We start from the raw sequence: 23,213 nt of genomic DNA, 5'->3' as shown, positions 1-23,213 counted from the left end.
GTCGCGGCCATCATGCCGGACGACGGGTACGAGATAAGGCCGCCCTGCCGTCTTCACAAGGTCCGCCAGTGCTTCAAGGTCCATGCGCCAGTCAGCGCTTTTGCCGGACGAAGATGCGGGCGGTACCGATTTGCAACATGGCGCAACTATTCCACTGGCGTCAATGAAATTATGTTGTGCCGTATCGCTGTCCGCGGCGCGCAGGCCCTTGCAGGCGCTGACTTTGCAGCGGACGCGGCAAGGATAGCCGATCACGGAAAATTTAAAGTAAATAGGTCCCGGCGATATTTGACCGCTTTTTATCGATCGTTTATTTCAGGGATAAGCGTATCGATCCGGAGTATGCGGATGTCCAAGATCTGATGCGGCTGCCGGATCTTGGGAACGCGGGGCCTTCGGCCAATCCCGAAAAACTTCGTTAAGTTGCGCATTTAGTGCGCCGCCTTAACGGTTTGGCAACCACATTTGTTAGATTCGGGTAAACCATAGCTCTTAATCGTATTTCTACGCCGTTAGGGCATGATGGCCCCAAGCGGCGCGGCGTGCGCCTGCCGCAAGACAACAAAAACGACAGTGGTGCGTGGACTGACTTATGCCTGACCGGACGATCCGTCATTCGTTCAAAACCCTGATTTCCGCCGTGTGCGGCATCACCCTCGCTTGTGCCGCGCCGGCCTTCGCCAAGGCGCCGTCCGGCGATGTGGTGAAGGTGCGTCTGGGCGGCAGCGGGTCGACCACCCGTATCGTCATCGAACTGGACAAAAGCGTCGCGGCGCAGCTCAGCAGCGATGCCGACGATGCGAAGAAGACCGTCATCACGCTGCCCGACGTGCAGCTCGACCAGTCGATGGGCGGCCCCGGGCAGGGTGCCATTGCCGACTGGAAGCTGGAAAGCCAGCTGGGCGCCGTCAAGCTCAAGCTCACCTACAAGACGGGCGCGCGCATCTATCGCCGCTTCCTGCTGCCGCCGGCCGACGGCATCAGCACCTATCGCTATGTCATCGACGTGGTGCCGAACGATGTACAGACTGACGCCGCGCCGGCGCCGACGCCGGTCGTCACGACGCCGACCCAGCAGGTCGACGCCATCCTGGCCCAGGCGCCGGCCAGGTCGGCCAAGAAGATCATCGTCATCGATGCCGGCCACGGCGGCAAGGATCCCGGCGCCAAGGGCAGCTATTCCTGGGAAAAGGACGCGAATCTCGCGGCCGCCAAGGCGTTGCGCGACGCGCTGGAAAAGACCGGCCGCTACAAGGTCATCATGACGCGCGACACCGACAGCTTCGTCGACCTGGCTGCCCGTGTCCGCATCGCCCGCTCTGCCAATGCCGACCTGTTCATTTCGCTGCACTCCGATTCCGGCACCAGCAGCGAAACCACGGGCGCGTCCATCTATACGCTTTCCGATTCGGGCACCGAGCGCGCCGCGCGCAAGGCGCTGACCAAGGGCGACTGGTCCCTGGCCGAAAGCTCTTCGTCCGACCAGATCGTCAACCGCATCCTGATCGACCTGACGCAGCGCGCCACCAAGAACCGCTCGGCGACCTTCGCCCAGCTGGTCATGGACCATATCGGCGACTCGACGCCGCTACTGAAGAGCAATCTGCGCCAGGCCGGATTCGTCGTCCTGCTGGCGCCAGACGTGCCGGCCGTGTTGCTGGAAATGGGCTATATCACCAACGCCCACGATGAAGACATGCTCAATGACGGGCACCATCGCCAGGTCATGATGGGGCAGGTGGCCAAGGCGATCGACCAGTATTTCGAGAACGACGTGCGCTACGCCTCGCTGGTCGGCTTTCGCTAAGACACGCAACAATCTTATGAAATCAAACGGCTTCTGTGGAAACACAGGGGCCGTTTTGCTTTGGCGTGTTCGTGAGGGCTTGAGCGAGCTGCAATCCGCTCCATGAAAACGATGTCCCGCAAGGATGTTTCCGGCCTGACAGCGGACCAACTGGCAGAGATTGATCGTCGCCTCGACACTTTCGAGGAAGACTTTAAATCGTACCGTCGGACGGACTCGGACCTGGGCCATTTCGCCACACAGCTGAACACTCCGCGAAATTTCGCGGAATGGCTTTGCGTTCGCGGCGGCATTTGGTAAATGGGAACGGAGACGGGAACGGGGGCATGATGGCTTCCTATCCTCCCGGAAATATCCGCCCGTTGGAGGTCGTTTGGTAAAGTCGTCCGAGCGTATGTTCGCCATGATCGGCGCCGTGGTGATGTCCGTCGTCGGTCTTGCCGGCTTCGCCGTTGCCATCTATGCCGCCTGGCTGTTCCACGACATGCCGGATGGCTCGCAACTGGCCGATTTCCACCCGGTGACCTCGGCGCGCGTCTTCGCGTGGGACGGCACGCTGATCGGCGAGTACGGCCAGGAACGCCGCATCTATATCCCGTACAACCGCATTCCGCCGCGCCTTGCCGAAGCCTTCATGGCCGCCGAAGACCGTGACTTCTTCAAGCACAACGGCGTCGATGTCGGCGGCGTGTCGCGCGCCATGGGCAAGAACATCTTCAACCTGGCGCGCGGGCGCCGCTTCGAAGGCGGTTCGACCATCACCCAGCAGGTCGCCAAGAACCTGCTGCTCGGCAACGAGCGCACGCTCGGCCGCAAGCTCAAGGAAGTCATCCTGGCGCGGCGTCTGGAAAACTCGCTGTCCAAGGAACAGATCCTCGAACTGTACCTCAACGACATCTATCTCGGCTATCGCTCGTACGGCGTCGGCGCCGCGGCGTTCAACTATTTCGGCAAGTCGGTCGACGAACTGAGCCTGGCCGAAATCGGCTATCTCGGCGCCCTGCCTAAGGGGCCGGAGAATTACCGCCCCTCGAACCACAAGGAACAGGCCATCGCCCGCCGCAACTGGGTGTTGGGCGAAATGGTCCGCGCCGGCTGGGTACCCAAGGCCGAAGCCCAGACCGCCATGCAGGAAGACCTGGTCATCCAGGCCAAGCCCGAGCGCGCCAAGTACCACGACGCCGACTTCTTCGTGTCGGAAGTGGAGCGCCGCGCCAAGTCCCTGTTCGCCGACCACGACGCCATCTACACCAAGGGCTATTACGTCAAGACGACGCTGGATCCGCGCCTGCAGACCACGGCCTTGCAGGCCCTGATGAACGGCCTTGAAATGTACGACCGCCGCCATGGCTGGCGCGGCGCATGGGGCAATATCACCGTCAGCGACAACTGGGAAAAGGACGCCGAGTCGGCCTTCGACGGCCTGCCGCAGAACGCCCGCATCCCGGCCGAACGTCCGAACTGGCAGGTCGGCCTGATCAGCAAGGGCGGTTCGGTGCGTGCGATCGACGGCGGTTCCGGAACGATCCGCAGCGACGACCTGGCCTGGGCGCAGGCCGGACGCGGCCTGAAGACCGGCGACCTCGTCTTCGTGGAACAAGTGGAAAAGGGCGTCTACCGCCTGCGCCAGGTGCCGATCGTCAACGGCGCCCTGGTCGCGGTCGATCCCTATTCCGGCCGTATCGAGGCCATGGTCGGCGGCTATTCGTTCTCGCTGTCCAAGTTCAACCGCGCCACCCAGGCCCAGCGCCAGCCGGGCTCGTCGATCAAGCCCTTCGTCTACGCCGTGGCGCTGGAAAAGGACTTCACCCCGGCGTCGATCGTCGAGGACTCGCCCGTTTCGATGATGGGCGGCGACGGCAAGCTGTGGCAGCCCGAGAATTACGAGCACGACTTCATGGGACCCCAGCCGATCCGCCGTGGTATCGAGCTGTCGCGCAACCTGATGACCGTGCACCTGGCGCAGAAGGTCGGCATCAAGCCGATCACCCAGAAGATCGTCAACGACTATGGCGTGCTCGACAGTATGCCGGCGGAAATGTCGATGGTGCTGGGCGCAGGCGAAGTCCAGCCCTATCGCTTGGCCACCGCCTATTCGATGTTCGTCAACGGCGGCAAGCGCGTGAAACCCCACCTGATCGACGAGGTTCAGGACCGCGACGGCAAGGTCATCTACCGCGCCGACGAGCGCCAGTGTCCTGCCGCGTGCACCGACGCCTTCGACGGTCTCGAAAGCCCGCGTCTGCTGCAACAGGGCGTTCAGGTCATGGACCCGATCACCGCCTATCAGATGAACACCTTCCTGCAGGGCGTGACCATTCGCGGCACGGCGGCGGCGGCGCATTCCCTCGGCTTCCCCATCGGTGGCAAGACCGGCACGACCAACGAGTTCCGCTCCGCCTGGTTCATGGGCTTCACGTCGGACCTGGTCGTCGGCGTCTATGTCGGCTTCGACGACAACCGCTCGCTGGGCGAACACGAAACCGGCGCGGTCGCGGCCCTGCCGATCTGGATCGACTTCATGAAGCAGGCCTATGCCAAGAAGCCGCCGCGCGACTTCAACGTGCCGCGCGACGCGACCTTCGCCTATGTCCGCGGTATCCAGGAAGCGTTCAAGCCGGGGACCGAGCCGCATTACACCTCTTCGCCGGACGAGGACGGGCCCAAGCCCTATCTCGACACCTGGAAGGGCGGCAACGACGAGGCGCCGCCGGCCGGGGACGAAACCCCGCCGTCGACGGGCAACAAGAAGTCACCGGATGACCTCTATTAGAATAAGGTGGCGATTACAGGCATTTCGGCTATAAGGCCGGAATGCCTTTGAAAGTTGCTATCGTCGGCCGGCCCAATGTCGGCAAATCGACCCTGTTTAACCGCCTTGTCGGCAAGAAGCTGGCCATCGTCGATGACCGGCCAGGCGTCACGCGCGACCGCCGCTATGCCACCGGCCAGCTGGGCGACATCCCGCTGGAGCTGATCGACACGGCCGGTTTCGAAGACCTGACCGACGAGAGCCTCGAGGCGCGTATGCGCCAGCAGACCGAAAAGGCGATCGAGGAATGCGACGTCGCCTTCTTCGTCGTCGATGCGCGCGAAGGCGTGACGCCGCTCGATCGCATCTTTGCCGACATCCTGCGCAAGCGAGACCGGCCGGTCATCATGATCGCCAACAAGGCCGAAGGCCATCAGGCCGCCGCCACTGCCGAAGAAGCGCGCGTGCTCGGCTTCGGTGAGCCGATCCACCTGTCGGCCGAGCACGGCGAGGGTATTTCCGAGCTCTACGAGGCGACGGAGCGCTATCGCCAGCTTATCGAAGGCGACTATATCGGCGCCGAAGAAGAGGGCGACGAGGACGACGACACCAAGCCGATCCGCATTGCCATCATCGGCCGTCCCAATGCCGGCAAGTCGACCCTGATCAACCGCATCCTCGGCGAAGACCGCCTGCTGACCGGGCCCGAGGCCGGGATCACGCGCGACTCGATCAGCGTCGAGTGGGAGTATGAGGGCCGCCAGATTCGCCTGGTCGATACGGCCGGCCTGCGCCGTAAGGCGCGCGTGCAGGAAAAGCTGGAGAAGCTGTCCACCGCCGACACCATCCGCGCCATTACCTTCGCCGAAGTCGTGGTTCTGGTCATGGACGAGGCCAACGCCTTCGAGACCCAGGACCTGCAGATCGCCGACCTGGTCGAGCGCGAAGGCCGCGCCCTGATCTATGTCATTTCCAAATGGGACCTGGTCGACGAGCCGCAGGCGCGCCTGGCCGAAATCCTCGAGACGTCCGAGCGTATGCTGCCTCAGCTGCGCGGCACGCCGCTGGTGACCCTGTCGGGCGCTACCGGCCGCGGCGTCGACCGGCTGATGCCGGCGGTGCTCAAGACCTACAAGAACTGGTCGGCCAAGGTAAAGACGCGCGACCTCAACGACTGGCTGGCCCTGGCCGTGCAGCGCCATCCGCCCCCCGCGGTCGATGGCAAGCGTATCAAGCCGAAATACATGGCGCAGACCAAGGGGCGGCCGCCGACCTTCGTGCTGTTCGCGTCGCGTGCCTACGCCATGCCGGACCATTATCGCCGCTATCTGATCAATTCTTTACGCGAGTCGTTCGACCTGCCGGGTGTGCCGATCCGTTTGACGGTCAAGGCCAATGCCAATCCGCTGGCGGCGGAAGACGGCGGCTATGTCGGCCCGACACGGGTGCGCAGCCGGTCCAAAGCCAAACCCGGAGAAAAGCCGGCGCACCCCGGCCGCGTGCGGCAAAAGCCGAAGGGCACGGCCCCTGCGGCTAAGCCGAAGGCGACGGTCAAGGCCAAGCCGCGCTCCGAAGCCGCCAAGGTCAAGAGCTTCCGCGCGAAGCCTTCCGGCCCCAGCACCAAGCCCGGCGCCGCCGGTCCTGGCGGGCGTAGCGGCAAGCCGGGCGGACGGCGATAGATCGCTAAGTGGTCAAGATCTCGTTTTGAGGGCGGAATGAATCTGTTTCGGAAGCTGTTCAAAAGCAAGATTGAGCATTTGATCGAGATGACCGTTGCGCTGAGCACGCGGACGGTCATCATGCCGGTTGAAATTCTCCGCCTAGCCAGTTCGCTTTCTGATCTTAAGGACAGAGAAAATACAATCGCCGTGACCGCGCGGGTACTGCCGGGGCATGAAAGCCTTCACGTGCGTCGGGTGTTCTTCCTCATGATTAAGTTCATGGGGAAGACGGCTTACGATGCGGATGCAATGGCGGCTTTGCTGTTACGAGGCCTGAACGATGCTGAGCCTTGGGTGCAATACGACGCCGCGTGGGGGATTGAGGTTCTGGCGATGAATCGCCCGGAATTCATCGCGGCATTGGAACATCTCGCGGAAGGTTATAGCGGCGACGAGGCGGCCTCCGGAAGCGCCGAAGACAATTTGCAATGGCGAGCCTCAAGGGCATTGAAATCTATCCGACCTGAGCATGGCTGAAATCGTCGCCCTCCAATCTGCCTCGCAAGACGACCTGCGAACCCTGAATAACGCCTTCGCCGCTGAGACCTCGTACCAGTCGGAAGACGACTGGACGCGGCTCATTGGCCAGGCGCGTTTCGGCTATGCGGTGCCGCCGGCGGCTGGTTTTCTGATCGGCATGGACCAGGGCGCCGACTACCAAAGCCCGAACTTCCTGTGGTTCAAGGCGCGCTTCGATCGTTTCGCCTATGTCGATCGTATTGTGATTGCCGCCTCGGCGCACGGGCAAGGGCTGGGGCGCGCGCTATACGAGCGCATGTTCAAAGACGCCAAGGCTTCCGGCTTCGAGCGCGTCGTCGCCGAGGTCAATGCCGTCCCGCCTAACCCTACGTCGCTGGCCTTCCATGAGCGTCTGGGCTTCGCCGCTATAGGTGAGCAGGCCTTCGACAGCGGCAAGAGCGTACGCTATTTCGAATGCAGGCTTTAAAGCCGTTCCAGCACACGGCCGAGGCGGATCATCAGTTCGTCGATATCGGCCAATGTGACGTCGAGCGGCGGACGGAAACGGATGCTGTCGGAACCCGCGCCGAGCAACAGCAGGCTTTCTGTCTCCAGCGCCAGATCGACAAGCCGGCCCTTGTTGCCGGCGCCCATGACCGTAAACCCCTGATAGAGGCCGAGGCCTCGAACATTGCTTATCTTTCCCGGGAAGCGTGCCACCAGGGCCTGAAGTCCGGCAACCAGATGCGCGGTCTTTTCCGGCACGGCTTCGAGCAGGCCCTCGTCCTCGACGATCTTCCACTCCGCGACGAAGCGCACCATGTCGGTCAACGCCCCGCCCCAGGTCGAGTCGAGCACGCCTATATCCTCCATGGGATTGAGCATGTAGACCGCGCCGTTGCCGAACTTCTTGGCGACGGCCACGGCCTGCGGCGGGTAGGGGACGTCGAACAGGTCGATGGCGAAGACGTCGCCGGTCTGTCCGCCCGAGGTCTGGACCTCGTCGAGCCCCCAGCCGATGTCGTAGCGGTGGCAAAGCTCCGAAAGGCCGCGATAAAAGCGCGGCAGGGCCAGGCGATGGCCGCCGGCGCCTTGCAGGGGCTCCAGGATGACGCCGCTGATCTCATCGCCGTGGTGGCGCATGACGAGTTCGAGGTTGTTCAGCACGACATCGACTTCGTGGTCGTTTTCGGCATCCGACCGGCGCGCGTCGAACTCCGGGAAGGGCATTTGCAGATTGCCCTGGATCAGGCCGTGGAAGTCGCGCGTGGCGATGGGATCGTTGCTCAGCTTGGTGATGTTGAGCGTGTAGACGGTGCGGCCGTGGAAGGCCTGGTCGAAATAGATGAAGCGGTGATTGAGCGTATTATGCCCGCGCGCGCGCTGTTTGTGATGGTGGAGATTGATGAGGTATTTCATCATGTTCTCCACGGCTTCGGCGCCGGAATTGACGGCGTAGACCTCGACGCGCCCGTTGCGGGCCATGCATTTCGGCGCAAGGCGATGCAGCAGCCGATAATAATCCAGGCACTGCGGCGTCAGGAAGTCGGGATTGGCCATCTTGGTATTGGCGGCCAGGACCAGTTGCCTGACATAGTCCGGCTCGAACAGGCGCGGATGGTTGTAGCCGATCAGCTTCGAACCATAGAGGCCGCACCAGTCGAAGATCATATCGCCGTCGACCGTGGCCAGCGTCATGCCGCGCGACCGTTCGAGATCGACGCAGAACGGGTAGGGTTCGGCGATGACATAGTTGGACAGTTCGGCCAGCATGTTGGCGCTGCGCATACGGGAATTGGCGTTCATAAGTCTATATGAACGTCAAAATTTACAAATTGAAAGTTAAATCGAACAGATTGTAAAAATAATTAGGCAATCTGTTGCGAGTGCGCCGCTTGCCAGTCGCGGAAGTCGACCGTGTCGAGTGGCGGTTCGCGCGTCGGATCGGCCAGTTCGAGCATCAGCGGCACGAAGGCGTCGGGATGCGGCAGCGACATAGGGTCTTCGCCGGGGAAGGCCGAGGCGCGCATGCGGGTGCGCATGGCGCCCGGCGACACGATGGCGGCGCGGATCGGCGTGATCTCGATTTCGTCGGCCCACGACCGGACCAGGCTTTCCATGGCGGCTTTGGTGGCGCCGTAAGGCCCCCAGAAGGCGCGGCCGCGCGTGGCGGTGGCGCCGGTCGTCAGGAAGACGGCGCGGCCGGTTTGCGACTGGCGCAGCAACGGCTCCAGCGCGCGGAGCAGCCGCCAGGTGGCCGTCAGGTTGACAGCCACGATCTTGTCGAAGTCCTTGGGTTCGTGGTGCGTGACAGGGCTGAGCTGGCCCAGGATCGCCGCGCAGTGTACGAAGGTGTCGACGCGGCCGAAGCGGTCGAGCAGGGCGGCCGACAGGCGGTCGCAGGCGTCACCGTCGGTGATGTCGAACGGGATCAGCGTGGCGTGCTGGCCCGTGGCTGCGAAGATTTCGTCATCCAGCTCTTCCAGGCCGGCCTTCGAGCGCGCGCAGGCGATGACCTGGGCGCCGGCGCGGGCCAGACCGAGGGCGCAGGCGCGGCCGATCCCGCGCGAGGCGCCGGTCACAAGGGCGATGCGTCCTGTTTGCGTGGGCGAGAGAAGAGACATGTCCGGGCTCTTTAAAGGAAAGGCCGCTAAGACCTTCGCGGCGCCTGTTTACAAAAGAATGCCGCGAAGTGGGACTTCGCGGCGGGTATTAGTTGGCGCTGGCCAGCAGCGACAGCTGGTGACCGGGCGAGTCCGCCTCATCCAGCGCATTTTCGCGGTCGGTGAGACGCGTCGGATAGTCGCCGGTAAAATAATGGTCGGTGAACTGCGGGCTTTCCGGATCGCGGCGGTTATGCCCCATGGCCTTGTAGAGGCCGTCGACCGACAGGAAGCCAAGTGAATCGCATTCCAGCATCTGGCGCATCTCTTCCAGGCTGTGGTTGGCGGCCATCAGCTTGTCGCGGTCGGGCATATCGATGCCGTAGAAGTCCGGGAACATGATGGGCGGTGAGGCCGAGCGCAGGTGGACTTCCTTGGCGCCGGCTTCGCGCACCATGCGCACGATCTTGACCGAGGTCGTGCCGCGCACGATCGAGTCGTCGATCAGGATGACGCGCTTGCCTTCCAGCACGACGCGGTTGGGCGAGTGCTTCTTGCGCACGCCCAGGTCGCGGATGTTCTGGGTCGGCTGGATAAAGGTACGGCCGACATAGTGGTTGCGGATGATGCCAAGCTCGAACGGCAGGCCCGACTGTTCCGAGAAGCCGAGCGAGGCCGGCACGCCCGAATCGGGGACGGGGACGACGATGTCGGCGTCGGCCGGATGTTCCAGCGCCAGCTGGCGGCCCATGGCCTTGCGGACCTCATAGACCGACTTGCCGTTCACCACCGAGTCGGGACGGGCGAAGTAGACATATTCGAACAGGCAGGGGCGGGCGCTGCGGGCGTCGAACGGCTTGAACGACTTCAGGCCATGCTCGTCGATCTGTACGACTTCGCCGTGCTCGACATCGCGCACGAAAGTCGCGCCGATCATGTCGAGCGCGCAGGTTTCCGAGGCGAGAACGTAGGAGCCGGCCAGCTTGCCGATGACCAGCGGGCGGATGCCCAGCGGGTCGCGCGCGCCGATCAGCATCTTGCGGGTCAGGGCCACCAGGGCGAAGCCGCCCTCGAGGTGGGCCAGGGCTTCCAGGAAACGGTCGATGATCTTCAACTGCCGCGAACGGGCGATCAGATGCAAAATGACCTCCGAATCGGAGGTCGACTGGAAGATGGAGCCCTCGGCGACCAGCTTGGTCCGCAGGTGCATGAAATTGGTGAGATTGCCGTTGTGGGCAATGGCGATGCCGCCGGAATCGAGGTCGGCGAACATCGGCTGGACGTTGCGGATGAACGAACCGCCCGCCGTCGAATAGCGTGTGTGGCCGATGGCTGCATTGCCGGGCAGCTTGGTCGTCAGGTCGTGGCTGGTGAAGACGTCGCCGACCAGTCCGTGCTGGCGCTCGGTATAGAAACGGCGGCCGTCGCACGAGGCGACGCCGCAGGCTTCCTGGCCGCGGTGTTGCAGGGCGTGCAGCCCGAGGACGGCGACGGCGCTGGCGTCCGCCATGCCATGGATACCGAAAACCCCGCACTCGAGGCGGGGCCGGTCGTCATCCCTGTCACGGGAAACACTCTGGGTATCGGTAAGATCGGACAGGCCGGCGGGCTCAAACGACATGACTGCTCTTTTCAAAAACGCGAAAGACACTGAACCCGCAATATAGGGACAGAATCTTGATTTTACACTTCCGGCGCCACCTTGTCGGCCATTCCGGTGCCTTTCGGCAGGACGGCCTGGATGGTCTTGGCGCATTGGACGCTAAGCGGATGGATCTTGGCGTCGACGAACCATCGCGGTTGGCGCTCAATAGGCGTTACGTACGAGAAAATCAAATGGAATACGCCCAAAATCGTCAGGGTCCAGAGCACTCCGACCGCAACGCCCAGGCCGCGGTCGACATAGCCGGCAGCCTTCTGCTTGTGGAGCTTGTCCGACAGGGCATGACCGAGATAGCGGATGCCGATGAACAGGGCGACGAAGACGATAAAGGCGGCGACATAGGCCGTGATGGTGTCGAGGTGGAAGGCCCGCGCCATGAAGTTGCGCGAAATCGCCGACAGGGTGATGGCGATGAAGAAGGAGAGCAGGTTGACGACCTGGCGCAGGGCCCCGGTCGAGAAGCCGTAGAAGCAGAAGACTGCCAGCATGGCCAGGAAAATAAGGTCGTACAGCGTCATTCAAGCCCCCGGAGGTTTACGCGTAACGGCACATCGCCCGGCCTATTGGATAACATCAATCGGTTTGGTTAACAACGGTCCGTCATGCATCCGCCGGCACCAGCTGGCTGATGGCATCGCTCAAGGTATTGAATCCGCGCAGTTTCAGCGGCGGATTATCCATGGCGTTCTGTGCCGATATCGCGCTGGCGAAACCGAGCTTCAGGGCCTCCTTGAGGCGCGCTTCGGTGCGGCTGACGGTACGGACCTCGCCCGACAGGCTGATTTCGCCGAAGACGACGCAGTCGTGCGGCAGGGCCGTATCGGTCAGGGCCGAGACCAGCGCCATGGCGGCGCACAGGTCGGCGGCGGGTTCCGAGACGCGCAGGCCGCCGGCGACGTTGAGATAGACGTCCTTCTGGGCGAAGGACACGCCGCAGCGCGCCTCCAGCACCGCCAGGATCATGGCCAGGCGCCCCGAATCCCAGCCGACGACGGCGCGGCGCGGCGTGCCGTAGGCCGATGGCGCCACCAGGGCCTGGACCTCGACGAGGACAGGCCGTGAGCCTTCGATGCCGGCGAAGACCGCGGAACCCGAGGCCCGCTCGTGCCGGTCGCCGAGGAAAAGGGCGGAAGGATTGGGCACTTCGCGCAGGCCGGAATCACCCATTTCGAAGACACCGATTTCGTCGGTGGCGCCGAAGCGGTTCTTGGTGCCGCGCAGGATCCGGAACGGATAGCCGCGCTCGCCCTCAAAGGACAGCACGGCATCGACCATGTGCTCGACGACGCGCGGCCCGGCGATCTGGCCTTCCTTGGTGACGTGGCCGACCAGGATGACCGAAGTGCGCTTCTTCTTGGCCAGGCGCACCAGTTCGCCGGCGCAGGCGCGGACCTGCGACACCGAGCCCTGCGCCGCCTCCACGGCGTCGCTCCACAGGGTCTGGATCGAATCGATGATGACGAGGTCGAAGGGCTCGCGCTTCAGGGCCTCGAGGATGGCGCGCAGCCCCGTCTCGGTCGCCAGCTCGACCGGCGCCTTGGACAGCCCCATGCGCGCCGCGCGCCCGCGAATCTGTTCCACCGCTTCTTCGCCCGAGATATAGGCGACGCGCAGGCCCTTCGACGCCGCCTGGGCGGTGACCTGCAACAGCAGGGTCGACTTGCCGACGCCCGGGTCGCCGGCGATCAGGATGGCCGAGCCCGGCACGATGCCGCCGCCGCACACGCGGTCGAATTCCTCGATGCCGGTGATCATCCGTTCCGGCGCTTCGTCTATGCTGTCGAGCGTCTCGAACTGAAGTTTGTTCAGGCGGGAAATCTTGCCGGCTTCGGGCTTCAGGCCGCCGGGCGGAGTCGAGAAGGCTTCCTGTACAAGCGTGTTCCACGCCTGGCAGGACGAACACTGGCCGGCCCACTTGTTATGGACGCTGCCACAGGCCTGGCAGACATAGACAGCGGAATCACGGGCCATGGAACACCTTCAATACGTAATGTTCCGCATATGTTCCCGTTTGGCGCGGGTGTCAAGGGTTTAGATGTAGTGCCGTTCAACGCGCGGCGCGATGCGCGTCAGGATCTCGTAGCTGATGGTGGAAGAGGCGTGCGCGACCTCGTCGACCGGCTGGGCGGGACCGAGGATTTCGACGAGATCGCCGACTGCGACATCGAGGTCGGTGACGTCGAGGCAGCACAGGTCCATCGAGATACGGCCTGCCAGGTGCCGTCGTTCACCGTTGACAGTGGCGAAGCCGTAGGCGCCGAAGCTGCGCATCAGACCATCGGCATAGCCGATGCCGAGCGTGGCGATCCACATGGGATTCCGCGCCTTGAAAGAGGCGCCGTAGCCGACGGTTTCGCCGGCGTCGATAGGGCCGACCTGCAGCACCTGGGCTTTCAGGGTGGCGACCTGGCGGATATCGGGCACGGTCTTGCCGAACGGTCCGCCGCCATAGAGGCTGATGCCCGGGCGCGTCAGGTCGAAAGCGTAGTCGGGGCCAAGGAAATGGCCGCCGCTGTTGGCGAGCGAGCGTGGGACGCCGGGGAAGCGTTCGATGATCTGCCTGAACGCCGTCAACTGTTGAGGATTAATGGGGCTGTTGGGTTCGTCGCCGCAGACCAGATGGCTCATGACCAGCGTCAGCGGCCGGCGGCCGCGAGCGGGCAGGGCGTCGAGATCGCCTGCGCGCACACCCAGCCGGTTCATGCCGGTATCGATATGGAGCGCGGCGGCGAGTGTGTCCGGCGCCGAAATCCATCGTTGATACTGTTCGGCCGTGTTGATGACCGGTCTCAGGTCGTGGGCCGAGAAGACGGAGGGATCGCTCAGTCCGTCGAGGACATAGATGACGGGGCCGGCGCCCAGCGCCTTGCGCAGGTCGACGCCTTCCGACAGGCGCGCCACGAAAAAGGTCCTGGCGCCGTTGCGGGCCAGGTGCCCGGCGATCGGACCGGCGCCAAGGCCGTAACCGTCGGCCTTGACGACCGGCGCGACCTCGGCCGTGCCGGCGCGTTGCCGCAGCGTCTGGTAATTGTGCAGCAGCGCGGAAAGGTCGATGTCCAGGCGGGCCGTAGCCGTGGCGTCTGAAGGTCGGGTCAGCATATCCGGCGCGTAACACGGCACCGCAAAAGGGAAAAGCGCTATCTCAGTGCTTTACGAGAATGTGCTCTATGGGCGGCCGGAGCCGGTCGGTTTTATACGAATTCGGCGATACAGGCCGACGATCACGGCCACGGCCCAGATAGCCAGGCTGACGAGCGTAAGCAGGGGGACGACTGGAAGCCAAAGGACGCGCTGAATGTAATGCCAAGGCGCTTCCGTGCAGCATTCGCCATTGATAAGAACCCCCGGCGCATCAATCATCGGTCGTTCGCCCTGATGCGAGACGACGTAAGGCAGCAGGAAGGAAATTACCAGCAGGACCACCGCGGCGAGGGCTATCCAAGCGGCGATTTTGTTCAATATATACGGAATACCGCCGCCTGACATTATTCATTCGAATAGGAGGCATACCGTTCGGGATTCGCCAGATTGCCGAAGCGCGTCACATTCTCGTCGAACGACAGACGGACCGTGCCGATGGGGCCGTGACGCTGCTTGCCGATGATGACCTCGGCGGTGCCGCGCACGCGGTCCATGTCCTCCTGCCACTTCAGGTGCTCTTCGGTGCCTTCGCGCGGCTCGGCGCGGCCGAGATAATAGCTTTCGCGGTACACGAACATGACGATATCGGCGTCCTGTTCGATCGAGCCCGATTCGCGAAGGTCGCTGAGCTGCGGGCGCTTGTCGTCGCGCTGTTCGACCTGACGCGACAGCTGCGACAGGGCGATGACCGGCACGGCCAGTTCCTTGGCCAGCGATTTCAGCCCCATGGTGATGGTCGAGACTTCCTGCACGCGGTTCATGGCGCCGCCGGCCTCGCCGACCGTGACGAGCTGAAGGTAGTCGACGATGATGCAGTCGAGGCCGACCGTGCGTTTCAGACGGCGAGCGCGCGCCGTCAGCTTGGCCAGCGAGATACCGCCGGTATCGTCGATATAGAGCGGCGAGGCGCCGATCTCCATGGCGGCTTCCTTCAGGCGCGCGAACTCGCTCATGTCGATCTCGCCCTTGCGCAGGCGGTCGCCCGACACGCCCGACGCATCGGCCAGCAGACGCGTCGCCAATTGGTCGGCCGACATTTCGAGCGAGTAGAAGGCGACGACGCCGCCGTCGGCGGTCTTGCGCGTGCCGTCCGGCTGCGGCTCGTAACGATAGTTGCGCGCCACGTTCATGGCGATGTTGGTGGCGAGCGCCGTCTTCCCCATCGAGGGACGGCCGGCCAGGATAATCAGGTCGGACTTGTGCAGGCCGCCGATCTGCTTGTCGAGGTCGGCCAGGCGCGTGGCGGTACCCGCCAGGCCGCCGTCGCGGTGGAAGGCTTCTTCGGCGACCTGAAGCGCGGTCGAAACGGCCTCGGAAAAGGGGACGAAGCCGGTCGAGGACGCGCCCTTTTCCGCCATGGCGAACAGTTGCGCTTCGGCGACTTCGATCTGTTCGCGCGCGGCGGCATTGTCGGTAGCGGCCGATTTGGCGATCTCGCCGCCCAGGCGGATCAGGTTGCGGCGGATGGCCAGGTCGTAGATGACGCGGGCATAGTCGTTGGCATTGGCCGCCGGCGGGGCGCGGTCGACCAGGTCGGCGAAGTAGCGGATGCCGCCCAGGTCCTGGAAGGCCTGGTCGTTCTTGAACTTGTCGAGCATGGTGATCGGCTCGGCCAGGTGGCCGACGCGGATCTGCTCCTCGATCATCGAGAACAGGCGCTGGTGGAAGGGCTCGTAGAAGTGCTGGGCCTGCAGGCCGTCGTACAGGCGTTCATAGGCGCCGTTGTCGAACATCAGGCAGCCGATGAGCGCCTGCTCCGCTTCCAGATTGTGCGGCAGGGTGGGCGGCAAGGTGCCGTCTGAGCCGCCTGAAGCGGTGAGGGGGAAGGGACTATCCAGCATGGTCGGCATGATAAAGCTTAAAGCAGGAAGTGTGGCATGAGTCGCGTATGGTCGGGCAGTTGCCCACACATCGCCTGTCCACAATCTGTGGATTACGGGGATATTATGGGCAATCGAGGGCAGGACACCAATCACAAAAAAGCCCTCCCGGTGGACCGGAAGGGCTTTTGTTCAGCAGTGCCAAAGGCTTAGAAAGTTTGGCTCAGCTTGCCGTAGAGGTAGCGGCCGTTGAAGCCGAATGGCGAGAAGCGCGTGAAGGCGAGCGCGCCGGCGCCATTGCCGCTGGTGACATTGAGCGCGGCCAGGGTCTTGTCCGGATAGACGTCGAACAGGTTGTCCGCGCCGAAGGTCAGCGTTGTATTGGTCTTGAAGCGATAGCTGGCCGAAACGTCGACCAGGGTCTTCTTGCCTGTATGGATATCCTTCGTGTAGTCGGCGTTCGGGTCGATGACGTCGCCGTAATAGGTGGCGCGGGCCGTGGCTGACCAGCCGCTGCGCGACCAGTCGAGACCCAGCGTGCCTTTGTTTTCCGGCGACGAATTGGTCAGGATGTACTGGCGGACGCGGGCGAACAGGACGTGGGGCGTGGTGAGCGACGACGTCGGCAGGGCGTCGATCGTGGTGTTGGTGGTGTTATAGGCGAAGGACAGGTTGAAGCGGCCGATATCGGTCGCCGGGAAGCGATAGTTCGCCACCAGGTCGACGCCGTCGGTCGTCGTATCGACGCCGTTGATGAAGAAGCGCGCCGCGGTGACACCGTAAGGCGCCAGGAGCGTGGTGATATCAGCGCCGCTCAGGTTTTCCGACAGGACGATGCGGTTGTTCAGGTCGATATGATAGCCGTCGACCGTCACTTCGAACGGGCCCTTGTGGAAAACGAAGCCGAGCGTCGTGCTGGTCGATTTTTCAGGTTCCAGCGCCTTGCCGCCCAGGGTCTCGGCGACGTTGCTGGTCGCCGGGAAGGTCCCGGTCTGGACGATGATCGCGCTGGGGCCGCTCGTATCCAGGACGGAGGCGGTCGAGGTGAAGTACTGCTGTTGCAGCGACGGCGCGCGGAAGCCGGTCGACACCGAGCCGCGGACGGCGAAGGCATCGGTCAGGTCGTAGCGCAAGGCCAGCTTGCCCGACGTGTTGCTGCCGAAATCCGAATAGTTTTCGAAGCGCAGGGCGGCGTCGTAGCTGAACTTGTCGGTGAAGTTGCCGGCAGCATCGACATAGACGCCGATGTTGGACCGGTGCTGGTTGATTTCGTTGCTCGGCAGGAAGCCCGGGAAGCCTTGCGCGCCGGCCGACTTGGTGGTCAGCGGGCCAAGCGCATAGGATTCCAGCTCGCCGGCTTCGATGCGATAGCCTTCCTTGCGCGCTTCGAGACCGAAGGCCAGGGTCAGCGGGCTCGACAGGCCGACATTGAACGGACGGCTGATGTCGGCGTTGAATACCAGCTGGTTATAGCGCAGCTGGCCGTCATAGAAGCTGGTCTGCGAGGCGGCGCCGTAGGACGCGTTGACGCTGTTGCGGGTGTAGAAGTTGAGTTCGTTGCCGCCGGCGGTCAGGCTGTAGTCCTGCGTCCAGTCACCGGTCTGGCCGTGCAGGCCGACGGTGGCCGAGGCGTCGCGCGACTTCAGATTGATGATCGGCTGGAAGCCGTTGGGATAGATGGACGCGACATTGCCCGAGGCCGTGGCATGGCGGAAGAAGGCCGCGCTCTTGCTGTCGTTCGAGGCAAAGCCGGCATTGCCGTAGATCTTCCAGGCATCGTTGATCGGCTTGCCGAAATTGGCGAAGATAGCGCCCGACTTCTGGTCCGGATCGCCGTAGCGCGTGGTAACGGTGGCCGGCGAGACCAGCGGATCGACATCGCCGCGGCTGGTGGCTTCACGCTTTTTCAGATCTGCCGACAGGGTGACGAAGCCGTCCGAACCGAGCGGCAGGCCGACCCAGCCGCTGACGTCGGTGGTGGCGCCGTCGTGGGCGGTGCGCGACGAATTGGCCGGCTTCACGTCGGTATCGTATTCGCCGTACGAAACATTGACGCCGCCGCCGTGATTGGCTTCGCGCAGGTGCAGGTTGACGACGCCGGCGATGGCGTCCGAACCGTATTGCGCCGAGGCGCCGTCACGCAGCACTTCGATGCGGTCGAGCGCGACTTCCGGAATGGCGTTGAGGTCGGTGGCGGCCGAACCCCGGCCGGCCGAACCGTTGATGTTGACCAGGGCCGAGGTGTGGCGGCGCTTGCCGTCCACCAGCACCAGGGTCTGGTCGGGCGACAGGCCGCGGAGCGTCGCCGGGCGGACGCTGTCGGTAGCATCCGTGCCGGAGGGACGGGGGAAGTTCAGGCTGGGGGCGACGCGCGACAGGCCTTGCGCCAGTTCGGTCGAGCCCTGGTTCTGCAGGCTCTGGCTGGTCACGACGTCGACAGGCACGACGCTCGACAGGCGCGAACGGTGCTGGGCGCGGCTGCCGGTGACGACGACGTCGCCGGTCTGGGCGGCTTCGGCGCCCGAGGTGTTTTGCGGGGCGGCCGTTTGGGCGAACGCGGCTTGCGCGCCGAACGACAGGGCCAGGGTCAGGCTGAGCGCCGTTGTGGTGAGGATGGCTGAGGTACGCATAGGGGGGAGGTCCTTATTGCTCTACGGGGTATGTGCGTCTTATTTCCGACATGTTCGGTTTTAATTGCGCCATATTTGGACCCATAGCGCCGTGGTTTAAAGGGCCGTTTGATCAGAAAAAAATTAAAATAAGACCTTAGAAATTCTAACCGTCGCAATTGAGACCAAATCCGTGACGTGAAAGTCCTTGTTATTGCAGGGTTTTCATGTCTTCCCCATTGGCGCGAGCTTGCCTCCCGCAAGGCGCGCATATTCGTAGGAATGTTGCGGTAAATGAAAAAGGGCGTTCGCCGAACACGAACACGGGGCGCATCTGGCCGGATTTTGACCAAGAAAAAGCCCCGCGAGTGCGACTCGCGGGGCTTTGGCTTTTCAGGCCGGATAAGCCGGTGAGGCTTAGGCTTCGTAGGGCGCGTCGGCCATGGCAGCGCCGGCGCCGCCTTCGAGCATGTCGGCCGCGGCGGCTTCGTCAGCCAGGCGGTCTTCCTCGAATTGCGACGCGATGACGTTTTCACCGGCGGCCTGGCGATCGGCTTCGTCCTGGCTGCGGGCCACGTTCACCGAGAGGGTGATCGCGACTTCGGCGTGCAGGCGGACCTTCAGGCTGTGGACGCCCAGGGTCTTGATCGGCGTATCCAGAACGATCTGGTTGCGCTCGACCTTGCTGCCGGCTTCGGCGATGGCGTCCGCGACGTCACGGGCGTTGACCGAACCGTAGAGCTGGCCGGTGTCGCCGGCCTGGCGGATGATCACGTAGGTCGAACCGTCCAGCGCCTCGGCCGACTTTTCGGCAGCCGACTTGGCGGCGGCGTTACGGGCGACGATCTGTTCCTTCTGGGCCTCGAAGACCTTCAGGTTGGCAGCCGTGGCGCGCAGGGCCTTGTGGCGGGGCAGGAGGTAGTTGCGGGCAAAACCGTCCTTGACACCGACGACGTCGCCGATGGTGCCGAGGTTTTCCACGCGTTCAAGCAGAACAACTTTCATATGCGTCTCTCCTTACTTCACGACGTAAGGCAGGAGCGCGAGGAAGCGGGCGCGCTTGATGGCCTTGGCCAGTTCGCGTTGCTTCTTCTGGCTGACAGCCGTGATGCGCGACGGCACGATCTTGCCGCGCTCGGAAATGTAGCGCTGCAGGAGCTTGACGTCCTTGTAGTCGATCTTCGGCGCGTTGGCGCCCGAGAACGGGCACACCTTGCGGCGACGGAAGAACGGACGGCGGGCGGGGCTATTGCCGACGGGCGAACCGACGGCGGCGGGAGCGGTATCTTCAGCCATTGTCGATGTCCTTACTCAGCAAAGGTGGTTTCGGAGGGGCCACGGTCCGAACGCTCGGGGCGTTCCGGACGGTCGCGGCGGGCCAGGATCGGCGACAGTTCGAGGTCGAGCTCTTCGACGCGGACGGTCATGTAACGGATGACGTCTTCGTTGATCGACAGCTGGCGTTCCATTTCCTTGACGGCGGCAGCCGGGGCGTCGATGGCGAGGAGCGAATAGTGGCCCTTGCGGTTCTTCTTGACGCGGTAGGTCAGGTTGCGCAGACCCCAGTATTCAATCTTGGCGATGTGGCCGCCATTTTCTTCGATGAGGTGCTTGAGCTGGTCGTTGAGCGCTTCGGCCTGTTGCGGCGAAACGTCTTGTCGTGCGATCACGACATGTTCGTAATACGGCATTTGTATCCTCTTCCGATGAGAAGGGTGGCATGCCTCTGAGCGGAAGTCTCTTGAGGCACGATGGTTCAGTGGATCCGCGAATGCGGCTGACCACCCTTCAGGGGAGCGCCCTCATAGACGAGACGCTCCCGAAACGCAAGGGTTTAACCGGCTCAAGCGCCGCAGGGGCTCGCACAAACGTGCGCGGCGGCCAAAGACCGAAAAGATTGGCGCCCTTGCCAGCGGCGCCTTCGCCGCTGGACGTTCAGAACAGGTATCGCTTCCTTAGTCGGCGCCGACGGCCTTGAGCAGGGCCGGGACGTGGGTCGAAGCGTCGCCGTCGGCGTGGACAAAGGCGATCTTGCCGTCCTGGCCGACGACGTATGAGATGCGGTTGGCCATGTTCATGCCGGCCATCTGGGCGTCGTAGGACTTGGTCACGTCGCCATTGAGGTCAGAGACGACCGTGAACTTGCCCTGGCACGTCTGGGCCGAGAACCGTTGCAGGGTGCCCATGTCGTCGGTCGAGACGCCGACCACGGTGACGTGCTTCGTTTTGAACTTGTCGACGGCTTCGGAAAACTGGTGCGCTTCCAGCGAGCAGCCGCCGGTGAAAGCCTTGGGATAGAAGTAGACCACGACGGGGCCGGACTTGAGCGCGTCGGCCAGCGAGAAGCTGTCGACCTTGCCGTCTGTGGCGGCGTTGCGCTTGAAGACAGGAGCGGTGTCGCCGACCTTGAGCGCGGCCAGGGCCGGCGAGGCAGCCACCAGGGACATGGCGGCGAACGTAAGGACAAAGCGTTTCATCAGACGTCTCCTCTTGTAAACGATGACATGACTAAACCCGTTGGGTTCGCACAGCAAGAGGCAACGGGCGCCGTCAGTCCGGCGGATTGTTTTTAAGCAGGAAGTCCATGGTTGCGGTCAGCATTTGAAGGCGGGTTTCGCCGGTTGACAGCCAATGATCTTCGCCCTTCAGGGTGACGAATTCGACCGGCTTCCCGGCGGCCTTCAGGGCGTCCGCCATTGATTTGCTCTGCTGATAGGGCACTGTCGTGTCATCCTTGCCGTGAATAAGCAGGATAGGCACGGTGACGCGATCGATATGACGGATCGGAGAGGCATCGGCCCAGTTCGCCGGATCGCCCAGATAGCGTTTCCAGTAAAGCACAGTCTGGTTTTCCTGACTGGCGCCTTTCTGGCCCACGGCGCTGACCATGTCGGCGATGTCGGATATGCCGGCATAGGATACGGCGCACCGGTAAACACCGGGATCGAGAGTCGGCCCCGCCAACGCCGCGTAGCCGCCATATGAATAGCCGACGATGCAGACGCGCTTGGAGTCGATCGTTCCCTGTGACGCGAGGAAGCGGACGCCGTCGCTGAGGTCGGTTTCCATTGTCTTGCCCCATTGGCCGTAGCCGGCGGTGACGAAGGCACGGCCATATCCGGACGAGCCCCGGAAGTTCGGTTGCAGGACGGCATAGCCGCGCGACGCGTAGGCATTGACGTCCCACTGATAGCCCAGGTCGTCCCGCGCTTCGGGCCCGCCGTGCGGCAGGACGATCAGCGGCAGGTTCTTGGCGGCCTTTCCGGGGGGCAGGGTCAGATAGCCATGGATGACGGTGCCGTCGGCGGCCTTGTATTCGATGGGCTTCTTTTCGGTGATCCATTCCGGTGGAACGTCGGGATAGGCCTGGCCGACCTGAAGCGTCTGGCCGCTACCGAAGTCGATATAGGTATAGGTTCCGGAATCGTCCGAACCTTCGCTGTAGACCACGGTCTTTTTCAGATCATCCCGCGCGATCGCGCTGATACGCGTCCGGTATCCGGGAAAGGCGTGTTCGACAAGGCCGGGCAGGGGCTTCAGCTCAGGGTCGAAATAGTCGTAGTGGATCCAGTCGTCCGAATAGCTGAAGCCGGCCAACGTATGAGTCTGCGGGTTGTGCAGCGTGGACATCCGGTCTTCGGGATCGAACTTCAGCTCGGTTTGCGAGCCGTCGGGCGCGACCTCGAAATAGCGTTGTGCCTTTTCGCCGACCGGGTAGTAGAGGAGGGCCGTGTTGGCTGTGCGGCCAAGCCCCTCAAGGCTGGGCGTATCGATGCTGTTGGTAAGGGAAAAGGCTGTTTTCCATGAGGGGGACGGCAGTTGGAGCGACCAGAGATTTTTGTCCTGCTGGTACTCGCTGCGGGCAACCATCTTGCCCTGATTGTCGAAGATCCAACCGTCGGTATTGTCGTCGCCCTGGTCCAACGGCATCGCCTGCCCGTTCGAGGCATCGAAAGCGTTCAGATTGAGGAAGTAGTGGGCGCGGATGACGCCGGGAGCCACCACATAGGCCTTTCCCTGACGTGTTATGAGCGACACACCGCCGCTGATCACCGGGAAATAGTCGGGCCAGGCATTGTACAGCGACACGCTCTTGCCCGTCCGCGGCGTATATATGAAGGCCGTGAAAAGCTCCGACCGGGTGTTGGTATAGTACTCGATCTCGGTCGTCAGTGAGGTTTCCACGACAAGGTGTTCGTTGTCCGCCCACATGAGGTCGCGGATCTTGACGTCCCCCAGCGGCTGGACCTTGGGTGTGCCCGCTTTCACGTCGAAATCGACGATGACGGGGCCTGTCGCCTTCTGCAGTATCATGGCGATGTGGTTGCCGTCCGGCGACAAGGCGACCTGGTCGACGGCCGGCAGCTTGCCGAAAGCCGACAATGGTGGCGGCGGACTCTGTGGCGCAGGCGTCTGCGCTTGTGCGGTCAAGGCCAACCCGAGAGAAAAGACCGATAGAGCGGTCGAAGCATAAAAACGCATCGCCTGGTACCCCCTTACGCGCACATCATCCTGAAGAGACTCCATAATAAATGCAAATGTAACGGGTTCCGCAAGCCTCGATTTCGTGCAGTTCGCCGAATCGCGTTGAAAATCTTGCTCTTCCCGGCGGATTGTCCTAACCAGTGCCGTTTTTTG

19 protein-coding genes are annotated in these 23,213 nt (G+C 63.1%); 5 read left to right on the top strand and 14 right to left on the bottom strand.

Going from position 1 to position 23,213, the window contains the following annotated elements; all coding sequences use genetic code 11:
- Positions 1 to 592: 592 nt before the first annotated feature.
- From AB8717_RS12745 to AB8717_RS12725, 5 genes are all read left to right on the top strand, one after another.
- A complete protein-coding gene (locus AB8717_RS12745; RefSeq protein WP_443747706.1) occupies positions 593 to 1,807 on the top strand; it encodes an N-acetylmuramoyl-L-alanine amidase family protein in 1,215 nt (404 codons plus the stop codon).
- Between the two features lie 394 nt (positions 1,808 to 2,201).
- Positions 2,202 to 4,580, top strand: a complete 2,379-nt coding sequence (locus tag AB8717_RS12740; protein ID WP_443750886.1) for a penicillin-binding protein 1A — start codon at positions 2,202 to 2,204, stop codon at positions 4,578 to 4,580.
- A 41-nt stretch (positions 4,581 to 4,621) separates the two neighbouring features.
- The gene (gene der, locus AB8717_RS12735; protein ID WP_443747705.1) at positions 4,622 to 6,238 is read left to right on the top strand and encodes a ribosome biogenesis GTPase Der; all 1,617 of its coding nucleotides are present in this window, start codon (positions 4,622 to 4,624) and stop codon (positions 6,236 to 6,238) included.
- Between the two features lie 36 nt (positions 6,239 to 6,274).
- Positions 6,275 to 6,757, top strand: coding sequence for a hypothetical protein (locus AB8717_RS12730; protein ID WP_443747704.1), 483 nt, complete (start codon positions 6,275 to 6,277; stop codon positions 6,755 to 6,757).
- Entirely contained in the window at positions 6,750 to 7,226 is a 477-nt protein-coding gene (locus tag AB8717_RS12725; RefSeq protein WP_443747703.1) for a GNAT family N-acetyltransferase, read from the top strand. Before AB8717_RS12730 ends, AB8717_RS12725 begins: the two co-directional genes overlap by 8 nt.
- Here the strand turns inward: AB8717_RS12725 and AB8717_RS12720 are convergent.
- The 14 genes from AB8717_RS12720 to AB8717_RS12655 all read right to left on the bottom strand — a co-directional run bounded on the left by AB8717_RS12720 (position 7,223) and on the right by AB8717_RS12655 (position 23,006).
- Positions 7,223 to 8,545: an aminotransferase class III-fold pyridoxal phosphate-dependent enzyme gene (locus AB8717_RS12720; protein ID WP_443747702.1), complete on the bottom strand. Its 1,323-nt coding sequence runs from the start codon at positions 8,543 to 8,545 to the stop codon at positions 7,223 to 7,225. The two genes, AB8717_RS12725 and AB8717_RS12720, sit on opposite strands and share 4 nt — an antisense overlap.
- 62 nt (positions 8,546 to 8,607) lie before the next feature.
- Positions 8,608 to 9,363 carry an SDR family NAD(P)-dependent oxidoreductase gene (locus AB8717_RS12715; protein WP_443747701.1) on the bottom strand — a complete coding sequence of 252 codons (756 nt, stop codon included), beginning with the start codon at positions 9,361 to 9,363 and terminating at the stop codon, positions 8,608 to 8,610.
- 88 nt (positions 9,364 to 9,451) lie between these two features.
- Positions 9,452 to 10,963, bottom strand: coding sequence for an amidophosphoribosyltransferase (purF, locus tag AB8717_RS12710; RefSeq protein ID WP_443747700.1), 1,512 nt, complete (start codon positions 10,961 to 10,963; stop codon positions 9,452 to 9,454).
- A 62-nt stretch (positions 10,964 to 11,025) separates the two neighbouring features.
- Positions 11,026 to 11,523, bottom strand: a complete 498-nt coding sequence (locus AB8717_RS12705) for a CvpA family protein (protein WP_443747699.1) — start codon at positions 11,521 to 11,523, stop codon at positions 11,026 to 11,028.
- A gap of 82 nt (positions 11,524 to 11,605) precedes the next feature.
- The gene (radA, locus tag AB8717_RS12700) at positions 11,606 to 12,976 is read right to left on the bottom strand and encodes a DNA repair protein RadA (RefSeq protein WP_443747698.1); all 1,371 of its coding nucleotides are present in this window, start codon (positions 12,974 to 12,976) and stop codon (positions 11,606 to 11,608) included.
- A 60-nt stretch (positions 12,977 to 13,036) separates the two neighbouring features.
- Positions 13,037 to 14,104, bottom strand: coding sequence for an alanine racemase (gene alr, locus AB8717_RS12695; RefSeq protein ID WP_443747697.1), 1,068 nt, complete (start codon positions 14,102 to 14,104; stop codon positions 13,037 to 13,039).
- 66 nt (positions 14,105 to 14,170) lie between these two features.
- The gene (locus tag AB8717_RS12690) at positions 14,171 to 14,491 is read right to left on the bottom strand and encodes a hypothetical protein (protein ID WP_443747696.1); all 321 of its coding nucleotides are present in this window, start codon (positions 14,489 to 14,491) and stop codon (positions 14,171 to 14,173) included.
- Positions 14,491 to 15,996, bottom strand: coding sequence for a replicative DNA helicase (locus AB8717_RS12685; protein WP_443747695.1), 1,506 nt, complete (start codon positions 15,994 to 15,996; stop codon positions 14,491 to 14,493). Before AB8717_RS12685 ends, AB8717_RS12690 begins: the two co-directional genes overlap by 1 nt.
- Before the next feature lie 179 nt (positions 15,997 to 16,175).
- Positions 16,176 to 18,596, bottom strand: coding sequence for a TonB-dependent receptor plug domain-containing protein (locus tag AB8717_RS12680; RefSeq protein ID WP_443747694.1), 2,421 nt, complete (start codon positions 18,594 to 18,596; stop codon positions 16,176 to 16,178).
- Positions 18,597 to 18,992: 396 nt separating this feature from the next.
- Positions 18,993 to 19,580 (bottom strand): 50S ribosomal protein L9, encoded by a 588-nt coding sequence (gene rplI / locus AB8717_RS12675; protein ID WP_443747693.1) that lies wholly within the window; start codon positions 19,578 to 19,580, stop codon positions 18,993 to 18,995.
- 12 nt (positions 19,581 to 19,592) lie between these two features.
- On the bottom strand, positions 19,593 to 19,871 hold the full coding sequence (rpsR, locus tag AB8717_RS12670; RefSeq protein WP_443747692.1) for a 30S ribosomal protein S18: 279 nt from the start codon (positions 19,869 to 19,871) through the stop codon (positions 19,593 to 19,595).
- 11 nt (positions 19,872 to 19,882) lie between these two features.
- Positions 19,883 to 20,266 carry a 30S ribosomal protein S6 gene (gene rpsF / locus AB8717_RS12665; RefSeq protein WP_443747691.1) on the bottom strand — a complete coding sequence of 128 codons (384 nt, stop codon included), beginning with the start codon at positions 20,264 to 20,266 and terminating at the stop codon, positions 19,883 to 19,885.
- 264 nt (positions 20,267 to 20,530) lie between these two features.
- Complete coding sequence (locus AB8717_RS12660) at positions 20,531 to 21,052, bottom strand: peroxiredoxin (RefSeq protein ID WP_443747690.1); 522 nt, start codon at positions 21,050 to 21,052, stop codon at positions 20,531 to 20,533.
- Positions 21,053 to 21,125: 73 nt separating this feature from the next.
- Positions 21,126 to 23,006, bottom strand: a complete 1,881-nt coding sequence (locus AB8717_RS12655; RefSeq protein ID WP_443747689.1) for an alpha/beta hydrolase family protein — start codon at positions 23,004 to 23,006, stop codon at positions 21,126 to 21,128.
- Positions 23,007 to 23,213: the final 207 nt, after the last annotated feature.

Origin of the sequence: Asticcacaulis solisilvae, assembly GCF_052327315.1 — a bacterium.
Classification (GTDB): Bacteria; Pseudomonadota; Alphaproteobacteria; order Caulobacterales; family Caulobacteraceae; genus Asticcacaulis; species Asticcacaulis solisilvae_B.
The sequence above is the reverse complement of the archived record's forward strand: the minus strand, read 5'-3'. Positions and strand labels throughout refer to the sequence as shown.